The following is a 15,467-nucleotide window of genomic DNA, read 5'->3' on the forward strand; positions in this document are numbered from 1 at the left end:
GTGCGATCATGGCCTTGTACGATCATCGCCGTACAATGGGACCTGGAGCGTGACCATGATGCTGCCCACCGAGACCGAGCTGTACCACCCTGCCAGGGAGGAGATCGCCCTCACCAAGGTGCTCCACGCCCTCAGCGATCCCATCCGTCTGGACCTGGTGCGCCGGCTGGACGCGTGCGGCGAGGAGCGGTGCTGCGGGAGCTTCCAGGACCTGCCGATCGCCAAGTCCACCGCCACCCACCACTGGCGGGTGCTGCGCCTGAGCGGCGTGGTGGCCGCCCGGGAGGAGGGCACCCGCAAGTTCCACCGCCTCCGCCGCGACGACCTCGACGCCCGCTTCCCGGGCCTGCTGGACTCGGTGCTGGCCGCCAGCGCGGCCGAGGCTCCGCTCGCCTTCAGTCCGTAAGGCTCCTAGCCCGGAGGGGCCTGTCCCCGTAGAGCAGCCACGCCCCGCAGGCCCACTGCCGCCGCCCCGATGAGCGGGCCGGCATCGCCCAGCCCGCCCGGCCGGATCACCGTCCCCCGGGAGAACTCCAGAGCCGAGGTCAGGGCGATCTCCGCCTGGGCGGCGGCGAAGAAGGGGGCGCCGAACCCCAGGGCCACCGATCCGGCCACCACCGCCAGGGGCAGGTCCAGCAGGTTGGCCACCGAGCCCACCGCCCGGCCAACGAGGCGCCCGCAGCGCTCGATGAGCTCCGGGGGCGCCTCACGGGCCGGGCGCCCGGTCTGCGCCTGGATCGCCAGGCCGGAGACCTCCGCCTCCAGGCACCCGCGGGCCCCGCAGGCGCAGCTCCGCCCGCCGGGCTCCACGATCACGTGGCCGATGTGCCCGGCGTTGCCCGACCGGCCATCGAGGAGCCGGCCGTCGAGCACGATCCCGCCCCCCACCCCGGTGGACACCACCATGGCGATGAAATTGGGTTCGCCCGCGGCCGCCCCCACCCAGCCTTCCCCGAGGGCGAGGGCCTTGGCGTCGTTGTCGACGTAGGTGGGCAGCCCGGTGGCGGCGGCCAGGCGGCTGCGCAAGGGGAAGCCGCGCCAGGCGGGGATGTTGAGCGGCGAGACCGCCTCGCCCCCAGGCGCCATCGGGCCGCCGCAGCCGACGCCGCAGGCCGTCGCATCGGGGGCGGGCAGCTGCCCGATCAGCTGCAGCAGTCCGGCGAAGATTGCCTCCGCATTGGCAGCCGCCGGGGTGGGAGCGTGGACCCGGGAGACCAGCACCCCGGCCGGGTCCACCAGGCCGGCCGCCAGTTTGGTCCCGCCGATGTCGATCGCCAGAACCTGGCCCATGGCCGGCAGTATGGCGGGCCGAACCGTGAGCGACGGCCAGCCCGCGGCGGGTGGGCGTGCCCATTGGTAGGCGGGCCATTCCCGTGCGGCCGGCGGGCGTGGGCCCCTTGTTGGCGGCGTGGTACAGCCAGTGGATGTACTACTCCTCCAACTAAGCGCTGCGGCTGCCGCCCCGGCCCCCCGTGCCCGGCCGCGGCTGATGGTCCGAAAACGCCTTGCCGGATCGGGACCCGCCTGATATTGTTCGATGTATGACGAACATCGAACAACGCCCCGGGAGGCCCGCAGGCGACGCCCGGCGGTGGTGGGCGCTCGCCGTGCTCTGCCTGAGCCTCGTGCTGATCGCCCTCGACAATACCGTACTCAACGTGGCTCTCCCCACCCTGGTGCGGGACCTGCACGCCTCCACCGCGCAGCTGCAGTGGATCGTGGACGGCTACCAGCTGGTCTTCGCCGGCCTGCTGTTCAGTGCCGGGTCGATGGCCGACCGCCGTGGGCGCAAGGGTGCCCTGCAGATGGGTCTCGTGCTGTTCGGCGCCGGGACCCTGGTCTCGGCGTTCGCCGGCAGCGCCAACCTCCTCATCGTCACCCGCTCGTTCATGGGCATCGGCGGTGCCCTCATCATGCCGGCGACGCTTTCCATCCTGGGCACCGTCTTCCCCGACCCCGCCGAGCGCACCAAGGCGATCGCCATCTGGGCGGCCATGGCGGCGGTGGGCATCGCCATCGGCCCCGTGCTGGGCGGCGTCCTTCTGGCGCACTTCAGCTGGGGCTCGATCTTCCTCATCAACGTCCCGGTGGTGGTCATCGCCCTGGTGGGCGGCGGGCTCCTGCTGCCCAAGTCCAAGGACCCCTCGCCCGGGCGGGCGGACCCGGTGGGGTCGCTGCTCTCGGTAGGCACACTCATGAGCCTGATGTACGCCGTCATCGAGGGCCCCAGTCTGGGCTGGACCAGCGGTGACGTCCTGGGGTCGGCGGTGCTGGGCATCGCCCTGCTGCTCGCCTTCCTGTCCTGGGAGTCGCACTCGGATCACCCGATGCTGGACCTGCGCCTGTTCCAGGACCGCCGGTTCTCGGTGGGGGCGCTCAGCCTGACGCTGCTGTACTTCTCGGCCCTCGGCACTTACTTCCTCTACACCCAGCACCTGCAGTTCGTCATGGGGTACTCGGCGCTGCGGGCCGGGGTGTACACGGTGCCGTTCGCCGTCGTGCTGGTGTTGGTGTCGCTGCAGACACCCCGGGCGCTGCGCCGCTACGGCACCGGCCGGGTTGCGGGGACCGGGCTCCTGGTGCTGGCCGCCGCCCTCCTGGTGCGGGCCACCGCCAACGCCGACACCACCTACGGGCTCCTGCTGGTCTCGCTGGTCATCACCGCCGTCGGGGTCGGGTGCACCATCGCCCCCTCCACTGCCTCGATCATGAGCTCGCTGGCGCAGGCACAGGCGGGGGTGGGCTCGGCGATGAACGACGCCGCCCGGCAGGTGGGCGCCGCCGCCGGCGTGGCCGTGCTGGGCAGCGTCTGGGCCTCGAGCTATGAGCACGCCCTGGCGGCGCCCCGGCTCCACGCCGCCATCCCGGCCGCCGCGGTACAGGCGAGCCGGACGTCGGTGGGGGCAGCCCTGGCGGCAGCCAGGTCGCTACCCGCCAACCGGGCGGCGGGCCTGGTGGAAGGGGTGAAGGGCGCCTTTGTCCACGGCTCGAACGTGGCCTGCGTGGTGGCGGCCGGGGTGGCGTTGGTGGGCGCGGTGTTGGCGGTCCGGGCGCTGCCCAGGTCCCCCCGGGAGCGGATCGCCCGAACCGCCGACGTCGAGATTCAGGTCCTCGACCTCACCGAAGAGCTGCTCTAGCTCTCGGACTCCTCGGTCGCCGTCGGGTCCGCTGCCCGGTGATGGGGCAGGTCGCTCTCTGAAACGGAGAGCGGGATCGACCCGAGTGCGGATGTTTCCGAAGTGGGCTCCGAGCCCGCCTGGACCTTGGGGTAGTCCGCCGACACGGCCGGTGCTGTCGGCTGGCTCTCCTCGGTCGAGGTGTCCGTCGAGAACAGGTCTTCCAGGCTGCTGGCCATGGTGCACCTCCTTTCGGTGTGAGCGCCTTCTCTGCCTGCCTACCCCGCCCGGCGGGGTCCCCAAACCCCTTCTCACCCGACTCTGATTCGCCCACGCCTTGCATGGGTATGCGCTGTGAGCCGGAACCAGGGGACCGGAACCAGGGGAACGGAGGGCACCGATGAGCAGAGGGCGCTGGGGAGCGTTTGGCGGCGTGGCAGTCACGATTGTGCTGGTCGCCACCGCGTGCGGAAAGTCCACCACCAAGGGATCCGGGGGCGCCACCACCGGCTCCTCCGCCGGCACCACCACCATCGAGTTCGCCGAGTCCGGCCTGGGCACCGAGGGCCAGCAGACCCAGGCGGCCATCAACGCCTTCCAGCAGGCCAACCCGAACATCAAGGTGAAGATCGACGCCCTGTCGTCGGATTCGACGCAGTACCTCACGCAGCTCGAGCAGTCCTTCGTCGCCGGCTCCTCGACCCCCGACGTCTTCGAGTCCGACGTCACCTACCCGGCGAAGTTTGCCCAGGCAGGCTGGGCCATGGCGCTGGACAGCTTGAACCCGGACATGAGCCAGTACTTCCCTGCCGAGGTGGCCGCCGGGACGTTCAACAACAAGCACTACGCCATCCCGTGGTTCGACAACCCCGAAGGCCTCTACTACCGCACCGACCTGGTCTCCACGCCGCCCACCACACCCGAGCAGGTGGTCGCCGACGCCCAGGCGGCGGTCAAGGCCAACCCGTCCCTGAAGGAAGGCCTCGCCTTTGAAGGAGCCAAATACGAGGGGGCCATCACCGCATTCCTCACCGTGGACTCCGCCTTCGGTGGCAAGCTCGACCCGCAGAACCTGAACACGCCGGGCAACCTCGCCGCCCTGCAGTTCCTGCACGACGCCATCTACACCACCAAGATCGCCCCCACCGCGGTCACCGGCTGGCAGGAGGGCCAGGTGCAGACCGAGTTCACCTCGGGCAACGCTGCCTTCTCCATCAACTACCCCTTCGTCGAGTCCCTGGCCACCACCCCGCCGGTCATGAACCACGTGGGCTACATCCCCTTCCCCGCCGGGCCGGGCGGCACGCCGGGCGCAGCCCTGGGCGGCGAGATGCTGGGCATCAACTCCAAGACCAAGAACGCCGCTGCGGCGTGGAAGCTGGTGCAGTACCTGACCACCCCGGCGGTGGAGATCGCCCGGGCCAAGGCAACCGGTGACCCGCCGTCGCTGCCCTCGGCCTACACCTCCGACCTCTACTCGGCGGCCCCTTACTTCCAGCAGGTCAAGACGCTCAACGACAACGCCCAACCCCGGCCGGTGAGCCCCAACTACCTGCAGATCTCCACCGATCTGCAGACCATGTTCTCGGCGGTGTTCGCCAACACCAAGCAGCCCGCCGATGCGCTGAAGGCCGCCGCCACAAGCGTCAAGAACGACGCCAACGCAACCCCCGGCCAATAGCGGCACATGAGCGTTCCCGCGGCCGCTGCGCCCCGCCGGGGCGGCCTGCGGTGGCGCACCCCCCACGACCGCCGGCTGACCCAGGACCGGCGGCTGGGGTACCTGCTGGTGGCGCCGGTGATCGTCCTGCTGCTGGCGATCACCGCCTACCCGCTGGTCTACAACCTGTGGAACTCGTTCCGCTTCGTCAACCTCAGCTATGCCGGGCTGCCCCAGCACTTCGTGGGGCTGTCCAACTACCACAAGATGGTGGCCTCGCCCGAGTGGCAGGCGGCGCTGGAGCGCACCCTGGGTTTCACTGTCATCACGGTGGCGGCCGACCTGGCCCTCGCCCTCGGGCTGGCCCTCATGCTGCACCGCAAGTTTCGGGGGCGGGGGCTGCTCCGAGCCGCAGTCCTGGTGCCCTGGGCGGTCCCGACGGTGGTCTCGGCCACCCTGTGGAAGACCATGTTCGACCCCCGGGCGGGCTTCGTCGACTACATCCTCGGCGGGCTGCACCATTCGTGGTCCACCATCACCTGGGTCAACGGCAGCACCCTGCGGTCCTGGGTGGCGATCTTCGTCGCCGACTCGTGGAAGAACATCCCCTTCGTCGCCCTGATCCTGCTGGCCGGCCTCCAGCTGATCCCTTCTGACGTCTACGAGGCCGCCCGGATGGACGGAGCTTCGTCCTGGCAGTCGTTCCGGCGCATCACGCTGCCGCTGCTGAAGCCGGCGATCGTGGTCGCCGCCATCTTCCGCACCCTGCAGGCGTTCTTCGTCTTCGACGTCATCTACATCCTGACCGGGGGCGGGCCCGGGACCTCGACCGAGACCCTGTCGTTCCTCAACTTCCAGACCTTCATCAACAACACCGACTTCGGCTACGGCGGGGCGATCTCGGTCCTCCTGGTGGTGATGGCCCTGGTGATGGCCGCGGGCTACGTGCGCTTCCTGCGGCCGGAGACCGCGTGATGCGCGGGCTGCGCCGGGCGTCGTTCTCCCTCGGCGTGCTGGCGACCGTCCTCATCGCCCTGTTCCCGTTCTACTGGATCCTGCGGACGTCGCTGGAGTCAGACGCCGAGTCCGCCCAGGGGGTCGGCGGCAAGATCGGCCTCCTCCCGCCCCACCTGGGCTTCGCCGCCTACCGGACCGACTTCGTGGGCCAACACTTCCTCACGCCCCTGATCAACTCGGCGGTGATCTCGCTGGCCACCACGCTGGTGACGGTGATCGTGGCCGCCCTGGCGGGCTACGCCCTCGCCCGGCTGCACATCCGGGGCGCCGGGGCCATCCTCGGCTTCATCCTGCTGGCCGGCTTCTTCCCGATCCTGGCGATGATCGGCCCCCTGTTCCTGCTGTTCAAGGACCTGGGCATGCTGGACAACGTCTACCCGCTGATCGTCACGTACCTGGTCTACACGCTGCCGATCTCCACCTGGCTGCTGAAGAACTTCTTCGAGCAGATCCCCATCGAGCTGGAGGAGGCCGCCCTGGTGGACGGCGCCAGCCGCCTGCAGACGCTCCGCCGGGTGGTGATGCCGGTCGCCCTCCCCGGAGTCTTCACCGCCGCCATCCTGGCGTTCATCCTGGCGTGGAACGACTTCACCTTCGCAGTGTCGTTCCTGCGCAGCAGCGCCCACTTCACCGCCCCGTTGGCCATCGTCAACTTCGGCCAGAGCCAGTTCCAGGTGTTCTACAACCGCATCGACGCCGCCGTGGTGATCATCGCGATCCCCATCGCCCTGCTGGTACTGATGGCGCAGCGCCGGATCGTCTCCGGGCTGACCGCGGGGTCCTTCCGGTGAGCACGCTCGAGAGGGGGTCCCCATGGCGACGGTGACGCTGGAGCAGGTGTCGAAGGTGTACCCCAACGGCGCCAAGGCGGTGTCCGAGCTCAACCTCCAGGTGGCCGACGGCGAGTTCGTCGTCCTGGTCGGCCCCTCCGGCTGCGGCAAGACCACGGCGCTGCGCATGGTGGCGGGTCTGGAGGACATCACCGCCGGCGAGATCCGTATCGGGGAACGCGTCGTGAACGACCTGTCTCCCCAGCAGCGCGACATCGCCATGGTGTTCCAGAACTACGCCCTCTACCCGCACATGACGGTGGCGGAGAACATCGGCTTCTCCCTCCGCCTGCACCGCATGCCGAAGGCCGAGGTCCAGGCCAAGGTGGCGGAGGCCGCAGAGATCCTGGGGCTCACCGAGCACCTGAAGCGCAAGCCTGCCCAGCTCTCCGGGGGCCAGCGCCAGCGGGTGGCGATGGGCCGGGCCATCGTGCGCCAGCCTTCGGTGTTCCTCATGGACGAGCCCCTGTCCAACCTGGATGCCAAGCTGCGGGTCCAGATGCGGGCCGAGGTCGCCCGCCTGCAGCGCCGCCTGGCCGTGTCCACCCTCTACGTCACCCACGACCAGACCGAGGCCATGACGATGGGCGACCGGGTGGCCGTGATGCGCGAGGGACTCCTGCAGCAGCTGGGCACCCCGCACGAGATCTACACCTCCCCGGCGAACCTGTTCGTGGCCGGCTTCATCGGATCGCCGGCCATGAACGTCTACCGGGCGCGGCTGGGCGAGGACGGCCAGGAACTGCGCCTGGGCAGCCAAACGTTGATGTTGCCGGAGAACGTGGCTGCCGACGAGGGCCTCGCTGCCTTCCGCAACAAGCCCCTCGTGGTGGGCATCCGGCCCGAGGACCTGCCCGATGCGGCGCTCGCATCCACCCCGCCCGGCTCCCAGACCCTGCACGCTGAGGTGGAACTGGTCGAGGAGCTGGGCTCGGAGCGCTACATCCACTTCCGCATCGACGCCGACCGGGTGGCGGTCCACGCCGAGGTCGCCGCCGGGAGCGAGGAGGAGGCCGCCCTCACCTCGGGCGAGATCGGTGCGGCCGCTACGACGGTGGGCGTCGCCCGGGTGGCGCCCACCAGCCGGATCCAGGCGGGCCAGCAGGCGACGTTCGCCGTGGACACCGGGCGTCTCTACCTTTTCGAGGAGGGGACGGGCGCCGCCCTGCGGGGGCCGGCCGACTAACCGCCGAAGGCTGGGAAGGCCACCATCCCGGCTGACCATCTGATCGCGAAAAGCATCGCGGGTTCTCCCCTGCTCGGCATGCCTGCCCAAACCCCGGATCTTGACTTTTCTTCCGAGCACATGAATACTCCTGGCAAGGAGGGAATTCGATGGTCACTACTCGTATGCGTGTGTTTCTTGGCGGGAGCCGGCGGCCTGCGCCAGGCCTGGGTGCAGGAGCCGGCCCTTCCGTGAGTTTTCTGAGTTTGTCGAGTTCAAAGCCGCCGGGTGGTGCCGGCAGGAGGGAGTGGTCATGCCTGTGATCCGGGTGAACCCCGACAGCATCCGCCAGTACGCCGCCGCCGCCCAGGGCCAGTTCGACGCCGTGCGCAGCGAGCTGGTGGGGCTGGTGGACGACGCCGTCGGGGTGCGCTACTTCGGCCCCAACGCCGTCGACTTCAAGAGCCACTGCGGCCAGATGGCGGCCGATTTCAGCCTCCGCCTGGGGCAGGACCTGGGCCACATCGCTGACGCCGTGCGGGCCGCCACCTCGGCGGTCTCCGCATCGCTCGGCGGGGCGCCGATCTCGATCGCGGTCAACGGGGCCGCCTTGCCGGTGCCACCGGTGCCACGCGGCGACGGGTCGGTGGAGATCGACCCCACCGGGCTGGAAGCCCTGAAGCCGGTGGTGACCCGGCACATCTCGGCGATCGTGGACCAGATCTCCGCCCACCTGCGCACCCTGCAGGGCACCGATTGGGAGGGCCAGGCCAAGCAGAGCGCGGTCTCGGCGGTGAGCGGGTTCACCAGCGCGGCGCAGAGCCGGGCGAACGAGGCCCAGACCTCGATCACCTCCTACATCGACGCCCAGATCAGCGACGTCATGGCGCGGGACCGCTGACCGCCCGACCGCTGACCGCCCGACCGCTGGCGGCTGAACCTGCGGCGGTGAGGCGATGCAGCTCTTCCTGAGGGTCCGGCCCACCGGCGGCGAGGCCCGGGACCTGCGCATCGAGGTCGATCCGCAGGCGACGGTCGCCGCCCTGGCCTCCGAGCTTGCCCGGGCCCTCGGCGACCCCTCGGCCGTGCTGGGCCCGCCCGGCCGCGCCCCAGGCCTGTTCCGGGAGGTGGGCGGCGTGCGGATCGACCCGTACGCCACGGTGGCGGCCAGCGGGCTGGTCTCCGGGGCGCTGGTGGTGGTCGGGCCGCCCCCGCCCCGGGAGGCCGGGCGGCATCCGGAAGCCGGCGGCGAGGCCGCTGCGGCGGTGCTCGAGGTCCTCGGCGGGCCCGACGCCGGCAGGCGGGTTGACCTGACGCCCGGCCACCACCCGGTCGGGGCCGATCCCGGCCCGGGCCTCGCACTGCGCGACCCCTCCCTCGCCCCTCGCCAGTTCCTCCTCGACGTGCACCCCGACGGGCACTGCTTCGTGCGGCCCGATGTCGCGGCGCCCGGATCGGTGACCCTCGATGGCCAGCCGCTGCGGGCGGTGGCCGAGGTGCCCCCGGGCACGGTGCTGCGGGCCGGGGCTACGTCACTGGCAATCCGGCGCGGCGGAGGGCCTGGGCCACTGCCGGGTCCGGAGGCGGGTTGGGGCGCAGGGTCAGCGGTCGGCTCAGTGGCGGGCACCGTCGCCTTCCACCGCACCCCCTACCGGCCGGCCGCGGCCACCGATCGGGCGTTGCCGGCCCTCGACGACATCCCCACCCGGCCCGATCCCCGCCGGTTCTCGCTGCTGGCCGGGCTGGCCCCGCTGGCGGGCGGCCTGATCCTGTACGCCTTCGTGCGCGAGCCCCAGTTCCTGGCGCTCACCGCCCTGACGCCGATCACCATGGGCGCCACCTGGTGGGACGAGCGCCGGTCCGGCGGCCGGCGGTTCGACCGGGAAGCCGCCCGCTTCCGGAACGAGGTGACCGCGCGCCGCCGGGAGGTGGCCGCCGCCCTGGACGCCGAGCGGGCGGAGCGCCTGCAGGCCGCACCCGACCTCGCCGAGCTGGCGGGCCGGGCCGAGCGCAGATCCGTGGACCTGTGGGCACGGGGCCGGGGCAGCGCCGACTTCCTCGCCCTGCGCCTGGGGCTGGGCGAGGTGGCCTCCCGGGTCCGGGCACCGGTGGGCACCCAGGGCGACGGCGACCTCCGCCGGGAGGCCGCCGGGATCCTCGACGGCCACGGGTCGCTGCAGGGCGTCCCCATCGTCCTCGCCCTCCGGGAGCTGGGGGCAGTGGCCCTGCTCGGCCCGCCGCCGCTGGTACACGGGCTGGCCGCCTCCCTGGTCCTCCAGGCCGCCGTCCTGCACAGCCCCGAGGACCTCATCGTCTTCGCCGCCCTGGCGCCCGGCAACCCGCTCGCCGATCAGGTGAAGTGGCTGCCGCACACCCGGTCGCTCAGCTCGCCGCTGGCCACCGAGCACGTCGTCGCCTCCGCCCGGGCGGGCCAGGAGCTGTGCTCCCGGCTGGTGGCCATCGCCCAGCAGCGGGCCGCCGGGCGCGACCGGGACACCGACCGGAGGTGGCCATGGCTCACCGTGCTGCTGGACGAGGCCCTGGGGCTCAATCCGTCGGTGGTGGCCCAGCTCCTGGAGTGGGCACCGGCCGCCGGGATGTCCGTGCTCTGGCTGACCGCCGACCCGGGCCGCGTGCCCCAGCGGTGCGAGGCGGTCGCCCGGTGCGTGCCATCGGCCGAAGGGCACTCAGAGCTGTGGTTCCGGGACTCGGGCCGGGCAGTGGTGGCATTCGCCATCGAGACGCTGGACCGGGAGCCGGCCGACCGCGCGATGCGGGCGCTCGCCCCGGTGCGGGACGCCAGCTCGGCGACGGTTACCAGCGCCATCCCCCGGGTGGTGCCGCTGTTCGACGCCCTCGGGTTCGACGAGACGCTGCTGGAGCCCGAGCGCCTGGGCCGGGCGGTGGTCGAGCGCTGGGTGGCCGAGCGGGGCTACGCCCTGGAGGCCCCGGTCGGCATGGCCGCCGATGGGCCGCTCACCATCGACCTGGTGGCCGATGGGCCACACGCCCTCATCGGCGGCACCAGCGGGTCAGGCAAGAGCGAGCTGCTGGTGGCGCTGGTCAGCGGGCTGGTCTCCCGGCATTCCCCGGACCGGCTCAACCTGCTGTTCGTCGACTACAAGGGAGGCGCCGCCAGCTCGGTGTTCCGCGACGCCCCCCACACGGTGGGCTACGTCACCAATCTGAACGGCGACCTGGCCAACCGGGCGCTGGTCTCGCTGCGGGCCGAGCTCAACCGGCGGATGCACCTCATGGCGGGCCGGGCCAAGGACCTCGGCGAGATGCTGGCGACCGACCCGGACACCGCCCCGCCCAGCCTGGTGATCGTCGTGGACGAGTTCGCCACGCTGGTCAAGGAGGTCCCCGAGTTCGTCCCGGGCATCGTCGACATCGCCCAGCGGGGGCGGAGCCTGGGCATCCACCTCATCCTGGCCACCCAGCGGCCGTCCGGCGCGGTGAACGAGAACATCCTGGCCAACACCAACGCCCGGATCAGCCTGCGGATGATCGACGGCGCCGAGTCCTCGTCGATCATCGGAACCCCCGATGCCGCCGCCATCCCCGTCCCCCTGCGGGGCCGGGCCTTCGCCCGGCTCGGTCCCGGCGAGCTGATCGCCTTCCAGTCCGCCTACGGTGGAGCACCCCTCGACCGGGGTGCCAGCCGGATCGAGATCGCCGACTTCTCCGCGGGCGGAGTGCGGGGGCCTGGGCTGGCGCTCGGCTCCCGGGCCGAGGCGCCGCCGGGGAAGACCCAGCTCGAGGCACTCCTCGGTGCCGTCAAGGCGGCGGAGGAGACCCTGCACATCCGCACGCCGCGGGCCCCCTGGCTGGACGAGCTGCCGCCGGTCGTCCCTCTGGAGACGGTGATGCGGGGCTACCGGTCGCGGCCCGGCCGGTGGAGCATACCGGTGGGCGAGTACGACGACCCCCAGTCCCAGCGCCAGGACACCGTGGCCCTCGACCTGGAGGAGAGCGGCGGGCTGGCGATCTACGGCGGCGGCGGGTCGGGGAAGACCACGGCGCTGCGCACGGTGGCAGCCGCCGCGGTGCTCGCCGCACCGCCCGAGGGGGTCGCCCTGCTGGCCATCGACTTCGCCTCACGGGCGCTGCGCGCGCTAGAGGGCCTGGAGGCGTGCGCCGGCGTGGCCACCGCCGACGACCTCGAGGCGGTCACCCGCACCCTGGCGGTGGTCGAGCAGGAGATCGCCCGCCGGCGCGCCCTGCTGGCGGGGGCCGAGACCCTGAGCGCCTACCTGGCTGCCGGGGGTCCGCCCATGCCCCGGGTCCTGCTGCTGATCGACGGCTACCCCACCCTGCGTGACGTCCTGACCGGCGAGGGCGCCAGCGCCGCCATGCACGGCTGGCTGGAGCGGCTGCACCGCCTGGTGGCCGAGGGCCGGCAGGTGGGCGTGCACACCGTCATCACCGCCGACCGCCCCAACGGGGTGGCGCCGGTGCTGGCCTCGGCGATCGGGCGGCGTCTCATCCTGCGCCAGGTGGACGAGCGCAGCCTCATCGAGCTGGGCGTGCCCGCCGCCCGGGCCCGCGGGGTGGAGCTCGGCCCCGGCCGGGGGTTCCTCGACGACCTCACCGTGCAGGTGGCCTGCGTGACCACCGAGGGCGGGCCGACCGACGGGGGGGCGCAGGCCGCCCGGCTGGCCAAGACCTCCGCCCGCGCCCGCCCGGCCAGCGTCCCGCCCTGGCTGCGGAGCAGCCCGCTGCGGGACGTGGAAGCCCTGCCCCCGGTGGCGGCGGGGACCGGTCCTCTGGTGGCAGCGTTGGGGGTCGAGGACGTGAGCCGGGCGCCGGTGCTGGTGGACCTCGCCGAGGGATCGCTGATCATCGCCGGGCCGCCGAAGTCGGGCCGCTCCAGCGCGCTGGCGGCCCTCCTCGCCGGGCTGCGCTCACCGGACGTGCTGGTGGCCGGTCTGGCCTCCTCCCCGCTGGCCCGGCAGGCGGTGCGGTGGCGGGCAGCCTTCGGCGACCCCACGGCATTGGCGGTCGCCGCCGGGGAGTTGGCGCAGTTGGCCACCAGCTACCCGGACATCATCCGGGTGCTGGTGCTGGACGACGCCGACCGCCTCCTCGAGGACCCCGCCGCCTGGGCGGCCCTCGACCCGCTGGCCCGCTGCGACGCCGTGCGGGTGGTGGCCGCTGTGGAGACGGCCAGCCTGCTGTCCGGCTACTTCCAAAGCCTGCTCATGCAGCAGGTGAAGAAGGTCCGGCGGCGGTTCCTGCTGCAGCCGATGGACGCCGGGGAACTGCAGTCGGTGCTGGGCATGCGCATGGCGCTGCGACCGGGGCTGACCATGCCCGCCGGCCGCGGGGTCCTGCTGGCAGGGCGGAGCCCGCTGGTCCTGCAGGTGGGCACCCCGGGAGTGGGCGGGGCGGGGAGCTGAGATGCAGGCCTCCAAGGACATCGTCTTCGACTACCAGGACGCACTGGAGTTGGCCCGCGAGCTCTACGCCGTGGCGGACCAGCTCGAAGGCACCCTCCGCGCCCGGAGCACGCAGGCCGGGGAGGCGCAGGCCGGGTTCTCGGGGCCGCACGCCGACACGTTCGCCGCCTGGGTGGCGCGCGAGGTCGCCGACGGCCACGCGTTGGCGGCCGCCCTGCGCAGCGATGCCGCCCTGTGCGCCCAGGCCTGGAAGAAGGCCATGGACGACGAGAACCGGGTGATCTACGGTCGCCACGTGGACCGCCTGAAGAAGCAGCGGTCGGGCCTCACCACAGTCTGGGAGGACCGGTTCGGGTACCACTACCCGCCGGAGCCCGACCCGGTCCCCATCCCGCAGCCGCCTGTTTTCGCCGAGACCGCCGGCTTCGTGCACTACTCGTAGCGTGACCTCGGGGCGCTTCCGGAGAGCTGAGACACCAGACATGGCCGGACCGACTTGCGCCGCTCCTGCCCGACGGGCAAACTACATCGGTGTAAGCAATGATTCCGGGCACATAGGTGGGTACACAGAGAGGGACAGGGAGGGAGACGCGATGAGTGCGCAGCCTCGCATCCAGCCGGTTCGGCCCTCGGACGGTGCCCGACCGGCTGCCCGCGCCCGCTTCCGGAGCCCGGCCGAGGCCCGGGGCTACGCCCCGCTCGACCCGGTCTTCGAGGACACTGAACTCGACCTCTCGGTGCGCTTCACCTACTTCATCCTCAAGCAGCACGCCTGGTCTGCCCCCGGTACCGACCTGGGCACCGACGAGATCGCCCGGCTCCTCGGCCGCAGCACCGGGCAGGCCTACCGGAACCTGCTGGCCCTGGTGGACGCCGGCCTGCTCTCGATTGATGCCCGCGCCCCGGACGGCCAGCCCGACACCTTCATCCTCGAGCCCCTGGAGGAGCGCTACCGCGAGCGTCCGCCGGGGCCCGAAGCGAAGGGCAACCGCCCGATCCCGTTCCGCCGCCGCCCGGGCACCGACGACAACCGGGGCGCCGTTCTGCCGCTCATGACCCCGGAGCGGAGAGCCTACGAGGAGCGCCTCGCCGCCGGCCTGCCCCCTGGGGTCCCGGCGAAACCGATCGATCCCCACCTGCGGGAACTGGGCCTCGCCCGCTCCCGGGCCTTGCGCCGGCAGCTCCAGCAGCCCAACTCCTAACGCCGACCGGGACTCGTACACAGGCTTGTCCACATGTGTTGACAAGTGCGGCTTCCCTCAGAGGCGATCAGAGTAGGCCAGACGGGTGCTGAGCCCCGTCCCGGTGGGGGAACCAACGCGATGGTGCCCTGAACTTTCCAGGACCTTCTGCCGGCGACGAGGCGTGCGCCGGCCCGGGTCTCTGTGAACCGATATGGTCGGTATAGCAAGATCGCGGGGATTGTAGGGCGGTCGATTCGCCCCCAAACGCGTGCGAAGTGACCTCATAGGCCCCCCTGTCAGATCCCGGGGCCGCCGTGGCGGTCAGGCCGTGAGCCCCACCTCGGCGGCGACCAGCTCCAAGCCCTCGATGCCGAGCTGGAGCAACTCGTCGAGCGGCACCCCGATGCTCTCCTCGCAGCCCCGGATCTCGTCCCGGTTCACCCCCGGGGCGAAGGAGCGCTCCTTCAGCTTCTTCCTGCACGACGAGACCTTCATGCCGGCCACCTTCTCCGGCCGCACCAGGGCGCAGGCCACCAGGAACCCAGTTACCGCGTCGGCGGGCACGATCGCCCTCGAGACCAGGTCGGTGCGGTACTGCTCGTGGGCGTGGGCCAGCACGGCGTTGACGATCTGCTCGTCGATGCCCGCCTCCCGCAGCCAGCCCGCGCCGACGTAGGCGTGGCGCTCGAGGTCGTCGTGGGTCTGGTCCATGTCGATGTCGTGGAAGAGTCCCACCAGGGCCCACCGGTCCTCGTCCTCGCCGAAGTGGCGGGCGAGGCGGCGCATGACACCCCCCACCGTGATGAGGTGGCGGACGGTGATGTCCTTCTCGGCCTTGGACCGGACGAGATCGAGGGCGTCGGCGTAGTCCGTCAGGGCCCCAGTATGGCGGCCCGCCCGCGAGAGAAACTTGCCCCGCACAGCCTGGGCGCAGCCGCCGCCCACATCATCGCGGGGACATTTGAGGATATGAGGGTCGGGCCTCGACCCCCTGCTCAGGGAGCTTCGTAGGCTCCACGGTTGTACGCAGCTCGAGCTCGGGGGAGGAGGCCCAGATGAAGGTTTACACCGGCATCGATGTCCACCGCTACCG

The 15,467-nt window shown here is 71.8% G+C and carries 13 protein-coding genes; 10 read left to right on the forward strand and 3 right to left on the reverse strand.

Features of this window, described 5'->3' with window-relative positions:
* The first annotated feature begins 58 nt into the window (after positions 1-58).
* Positions 59-406, forward strand: a complete 348-nt coding sequence (locus tag VFW71_00495) for a helix-turn-helix domain-containing protein (GenBank protein HEU5001243.1) — start codon at positions 59-61, stop codon at positions 404-406.
* A gap of 5 nt (positions 407-411) precedes the next feature.
* Here VFW71_00495 and VFW71_00500 read toward each other — a convergent pair whose 3' ends face one another.
* Positions 412-1,290, reverse strand: coding sequence for an ROK family protein (locus VFW71_00500; protein HEU5001244.1), 879 nt, complete (start codon positions 1,288-1,290; stop codon positions 412-414).
* A 251-nt stretch (positions 1,291-1,541) separates the two neighbouring features.
* Between VFW71_00500 and VFW71_00505 the strand changes: the two genes are divergently transcribed.
* The gene (locus VFW71_00505; GenBank protein HEU5001245.1) at positions 1,542-3,137 is read left to right on the forward strand and encodes an MFS transporter; all 1,596 of its coding nucleotides are present in this window, start codon (positions 1,542-1,544) and stop codon (positions 3,135-3,137) included.
* On the opposite strand, the gene VFW71_00510 is transcribed toward VFW71_00505, so the two are convergent.
* Entirely contained in the window at positions 3,134-3,355 is a 222-nt protein-coding gene (locus VFW71_00510) for a hypothetical protein (GenBank protein HEU5001246.1), read from the reverse strand. The two genes, VFW71_00505 and VFW71_00510, sit on opposite strands and share 4 nt — an antisense overlap.
* Before the next feature lie 194 nt (positions 3,356-3,549).
* Here VFW71_00510 and VFW71_00515 point away from each other — a divergent pair, with 194 nt between their 5' ends.
* From VFW71_00515 to VFW71_00550, 8 genes are all read left to right on the forward strand, one after another.
* A complete protein-coding gene (locus tag VFW71_00515) occupies positions 3,550-4,797 on the forward strand; it encodes an extracellular solute-binding protein (protein HEU5001247.1) in 1,248 nt (415 codons plus the stop codon).
* 6 nt (positions 4,798-4,803) lie between these two features.
* Positions 4,804-5,751: a sugar ABC transporter permease gene (locus VFW71_00520; GenBank protein ID HEU5001248.1), complete on the forward strand. Its 948-nt coding sequence runs from the start codon at positions 4,804-4,806 to the stop codon at positions 5,749-5,751.
* Complete coding sequence (locus tag VFW71_00525) at positions 5,751-6,584, forward strand: carbohydrate ABC transporter permease (protein ID HEU5001249.1); 834 nt, start codon at positions 5,751-5,753, stop codon at positions 6,582-6,584. Before VFW71_00520 ends, VFW71_00525 begins: the two co-directional genes overlap by 1 nt.
* Positions 6,585-6,606: 22 nt before the next feature.
* Positions 6,607-7,809, forward strand: coding sequence for a sn-glycerol-3-phosphate ABC transporter ATP-binding protein UgpC (gene ugpC, locus VFW71_00530; protein ID HEU5001250.1), 1,203 nt, complete (start codon positions 6,607-6,609; stop codon positions 7,807-7,809).
* 292 nt (positions 7,810-8,101) lie between these two features.
* Positions 8,102-8,689: a hypothetical protein gene (locus tag VFW71_00535; protein ID HEU5001251.1), complete on the forward strand. Its 588-nt coding sequence runs from the start codon at positions 8,102-8,104 to the stop codon at positions 8,687-8,689.
* A 55-nt stretch (positions 8,690-8,744) separates the two neighbouring features.
* Entirely contained in the window at positions 8,745-13,190 is a 4,446-nt protein-coding gene (locus VFW71_00540) for an FtsK/SpoIIIE domain-containing protein (GenBank protein ID HEU5001252.1), read from the forward strand.
* A gap of 1 nt (position 13,191) precedes the next feature.
* A complete protein-coding gene (locus tag VFW71_00545; protein ID HEU5001253.1) occupies positions 13,192-13,632 on the forward strand; it encodes a hypothetical protein in 441 nt (146 codons plus the stop codon).
* A gap of 151 nt (positions 13,633-13,783) precedes the next feature.
* Complete coding sequence (locus VFW71_00550) at positions 13,784-14,392, forward strand: hypothetical protein (protein ID HEU5001254.1); 609 nt, start codon at positions 13,784-13,786, stop codon at positions 14,390-14,392.
* Positions 14,393-14,695: 303 nt separating this feature from the next.
* On the opposite strand, the gene VFW71_00555 is transcribed toward VFW71_00550, so the two are convergent.
* Positions 14,696-15,319, reverse strand: a complete 624-nt coding sequence (locus tag VFW71_00555) for an HD domain-containing protein (GenBank protein ID HEU5001255.1) — start codon at positions 15,317-15,319, stop codon at positions 14,696-14,698.
* Positions 15,320-15,467 lie beyond the last annotated feature (148 nt).

The organism is Actinomycetota bacterium (genome assembly GCA_035765775.1).
Taxonomy (GTDB): Bacteria; Actinomycetota; CADDZG01; order JAHWKV01; family JAOPZY01; genus DASTWV01.

Excerpts from the sequence above, each read along its gene's own strand:
- VFW71_00495 (HEU5001243.1), top strand. The coding sequence starts at position 59 with ATGCTGCCCACCGAGACCGAGCTGTACCACCCTGCCAGGGAGGAGATC.
- VFW71_00500 (HEU5001244.1), bottom strand. The coding sequence starts at position 1,290 with ATGGGCCAGGTTCTGGCGATCGACATCGGCGGGACCAAACTGGCGGCC.
- VFW71_00505 (HEU5001245.1), top strand. The coding sequence starts at position 1,542 with ATGACGAACATCGAACAACGCCCCGGGAGGCCCGCAGGCGACGCCCGG.
- VFW71_00510 (HEU5001246.1), bottom strand. The coding sequence starts at position 3,355 with ATGGCCAGCAGCCTGGAAGACCTGTTCTCGACGGACACCTCGACCGAG.
- VFW71_00520 (HEU5001248.1), top strand. The coding sequence starts at position 4,804 with ATGAGCGTTCCCGCGGCCGCTGCGCCCCGCCGGGGCGGCCTGCGGTGG.
- VFW71_00525 (HEU5001249.1), top strand. The coding sequence starts at position 5,751 with ATGCGCGGGCTGCGCCGGGCGTCGTTCTCCCTCGGCGTGCTGGCGACC.
- ugpC (HEU5001250.1), top strand. The coding sequence starts at position 6,607 with ATGGCGACGGTGACGCTGGAGCAGGTGTCGAAGGTGTACCCCAACGGC.
- VFW71_00535 (HEU5001251.1), top strand. The coding sequence starts at position 8,102 with ATGCCTGTGATCCGGGTGAACCCCGACAGCATCCGCCAGTACGCCGCC.
- VFW71_00540 (HEU5001252.1), top strand. The coding sequence starts at position 8,745 with ATGCAGCTCTTCCTGAGGGTCCGGCCCACCGGCGGCGAGGCCCGGGAC.
- VFW71_00545 (HEU5001253.1), top strand. The coding sequence starts at position 13,192 with ATGCAGGCCTCCAAGGACATCGTCTTCGACTACCAGGACGCACTGGAG.
- VFW71_00550 (HEU5001254.1), top strand. The coding sequence starts at position 13,784 with ATGAGTGCGCAGCCTCGCATCCAGCCGGTTCGGCCCTCGGACGGTGCC.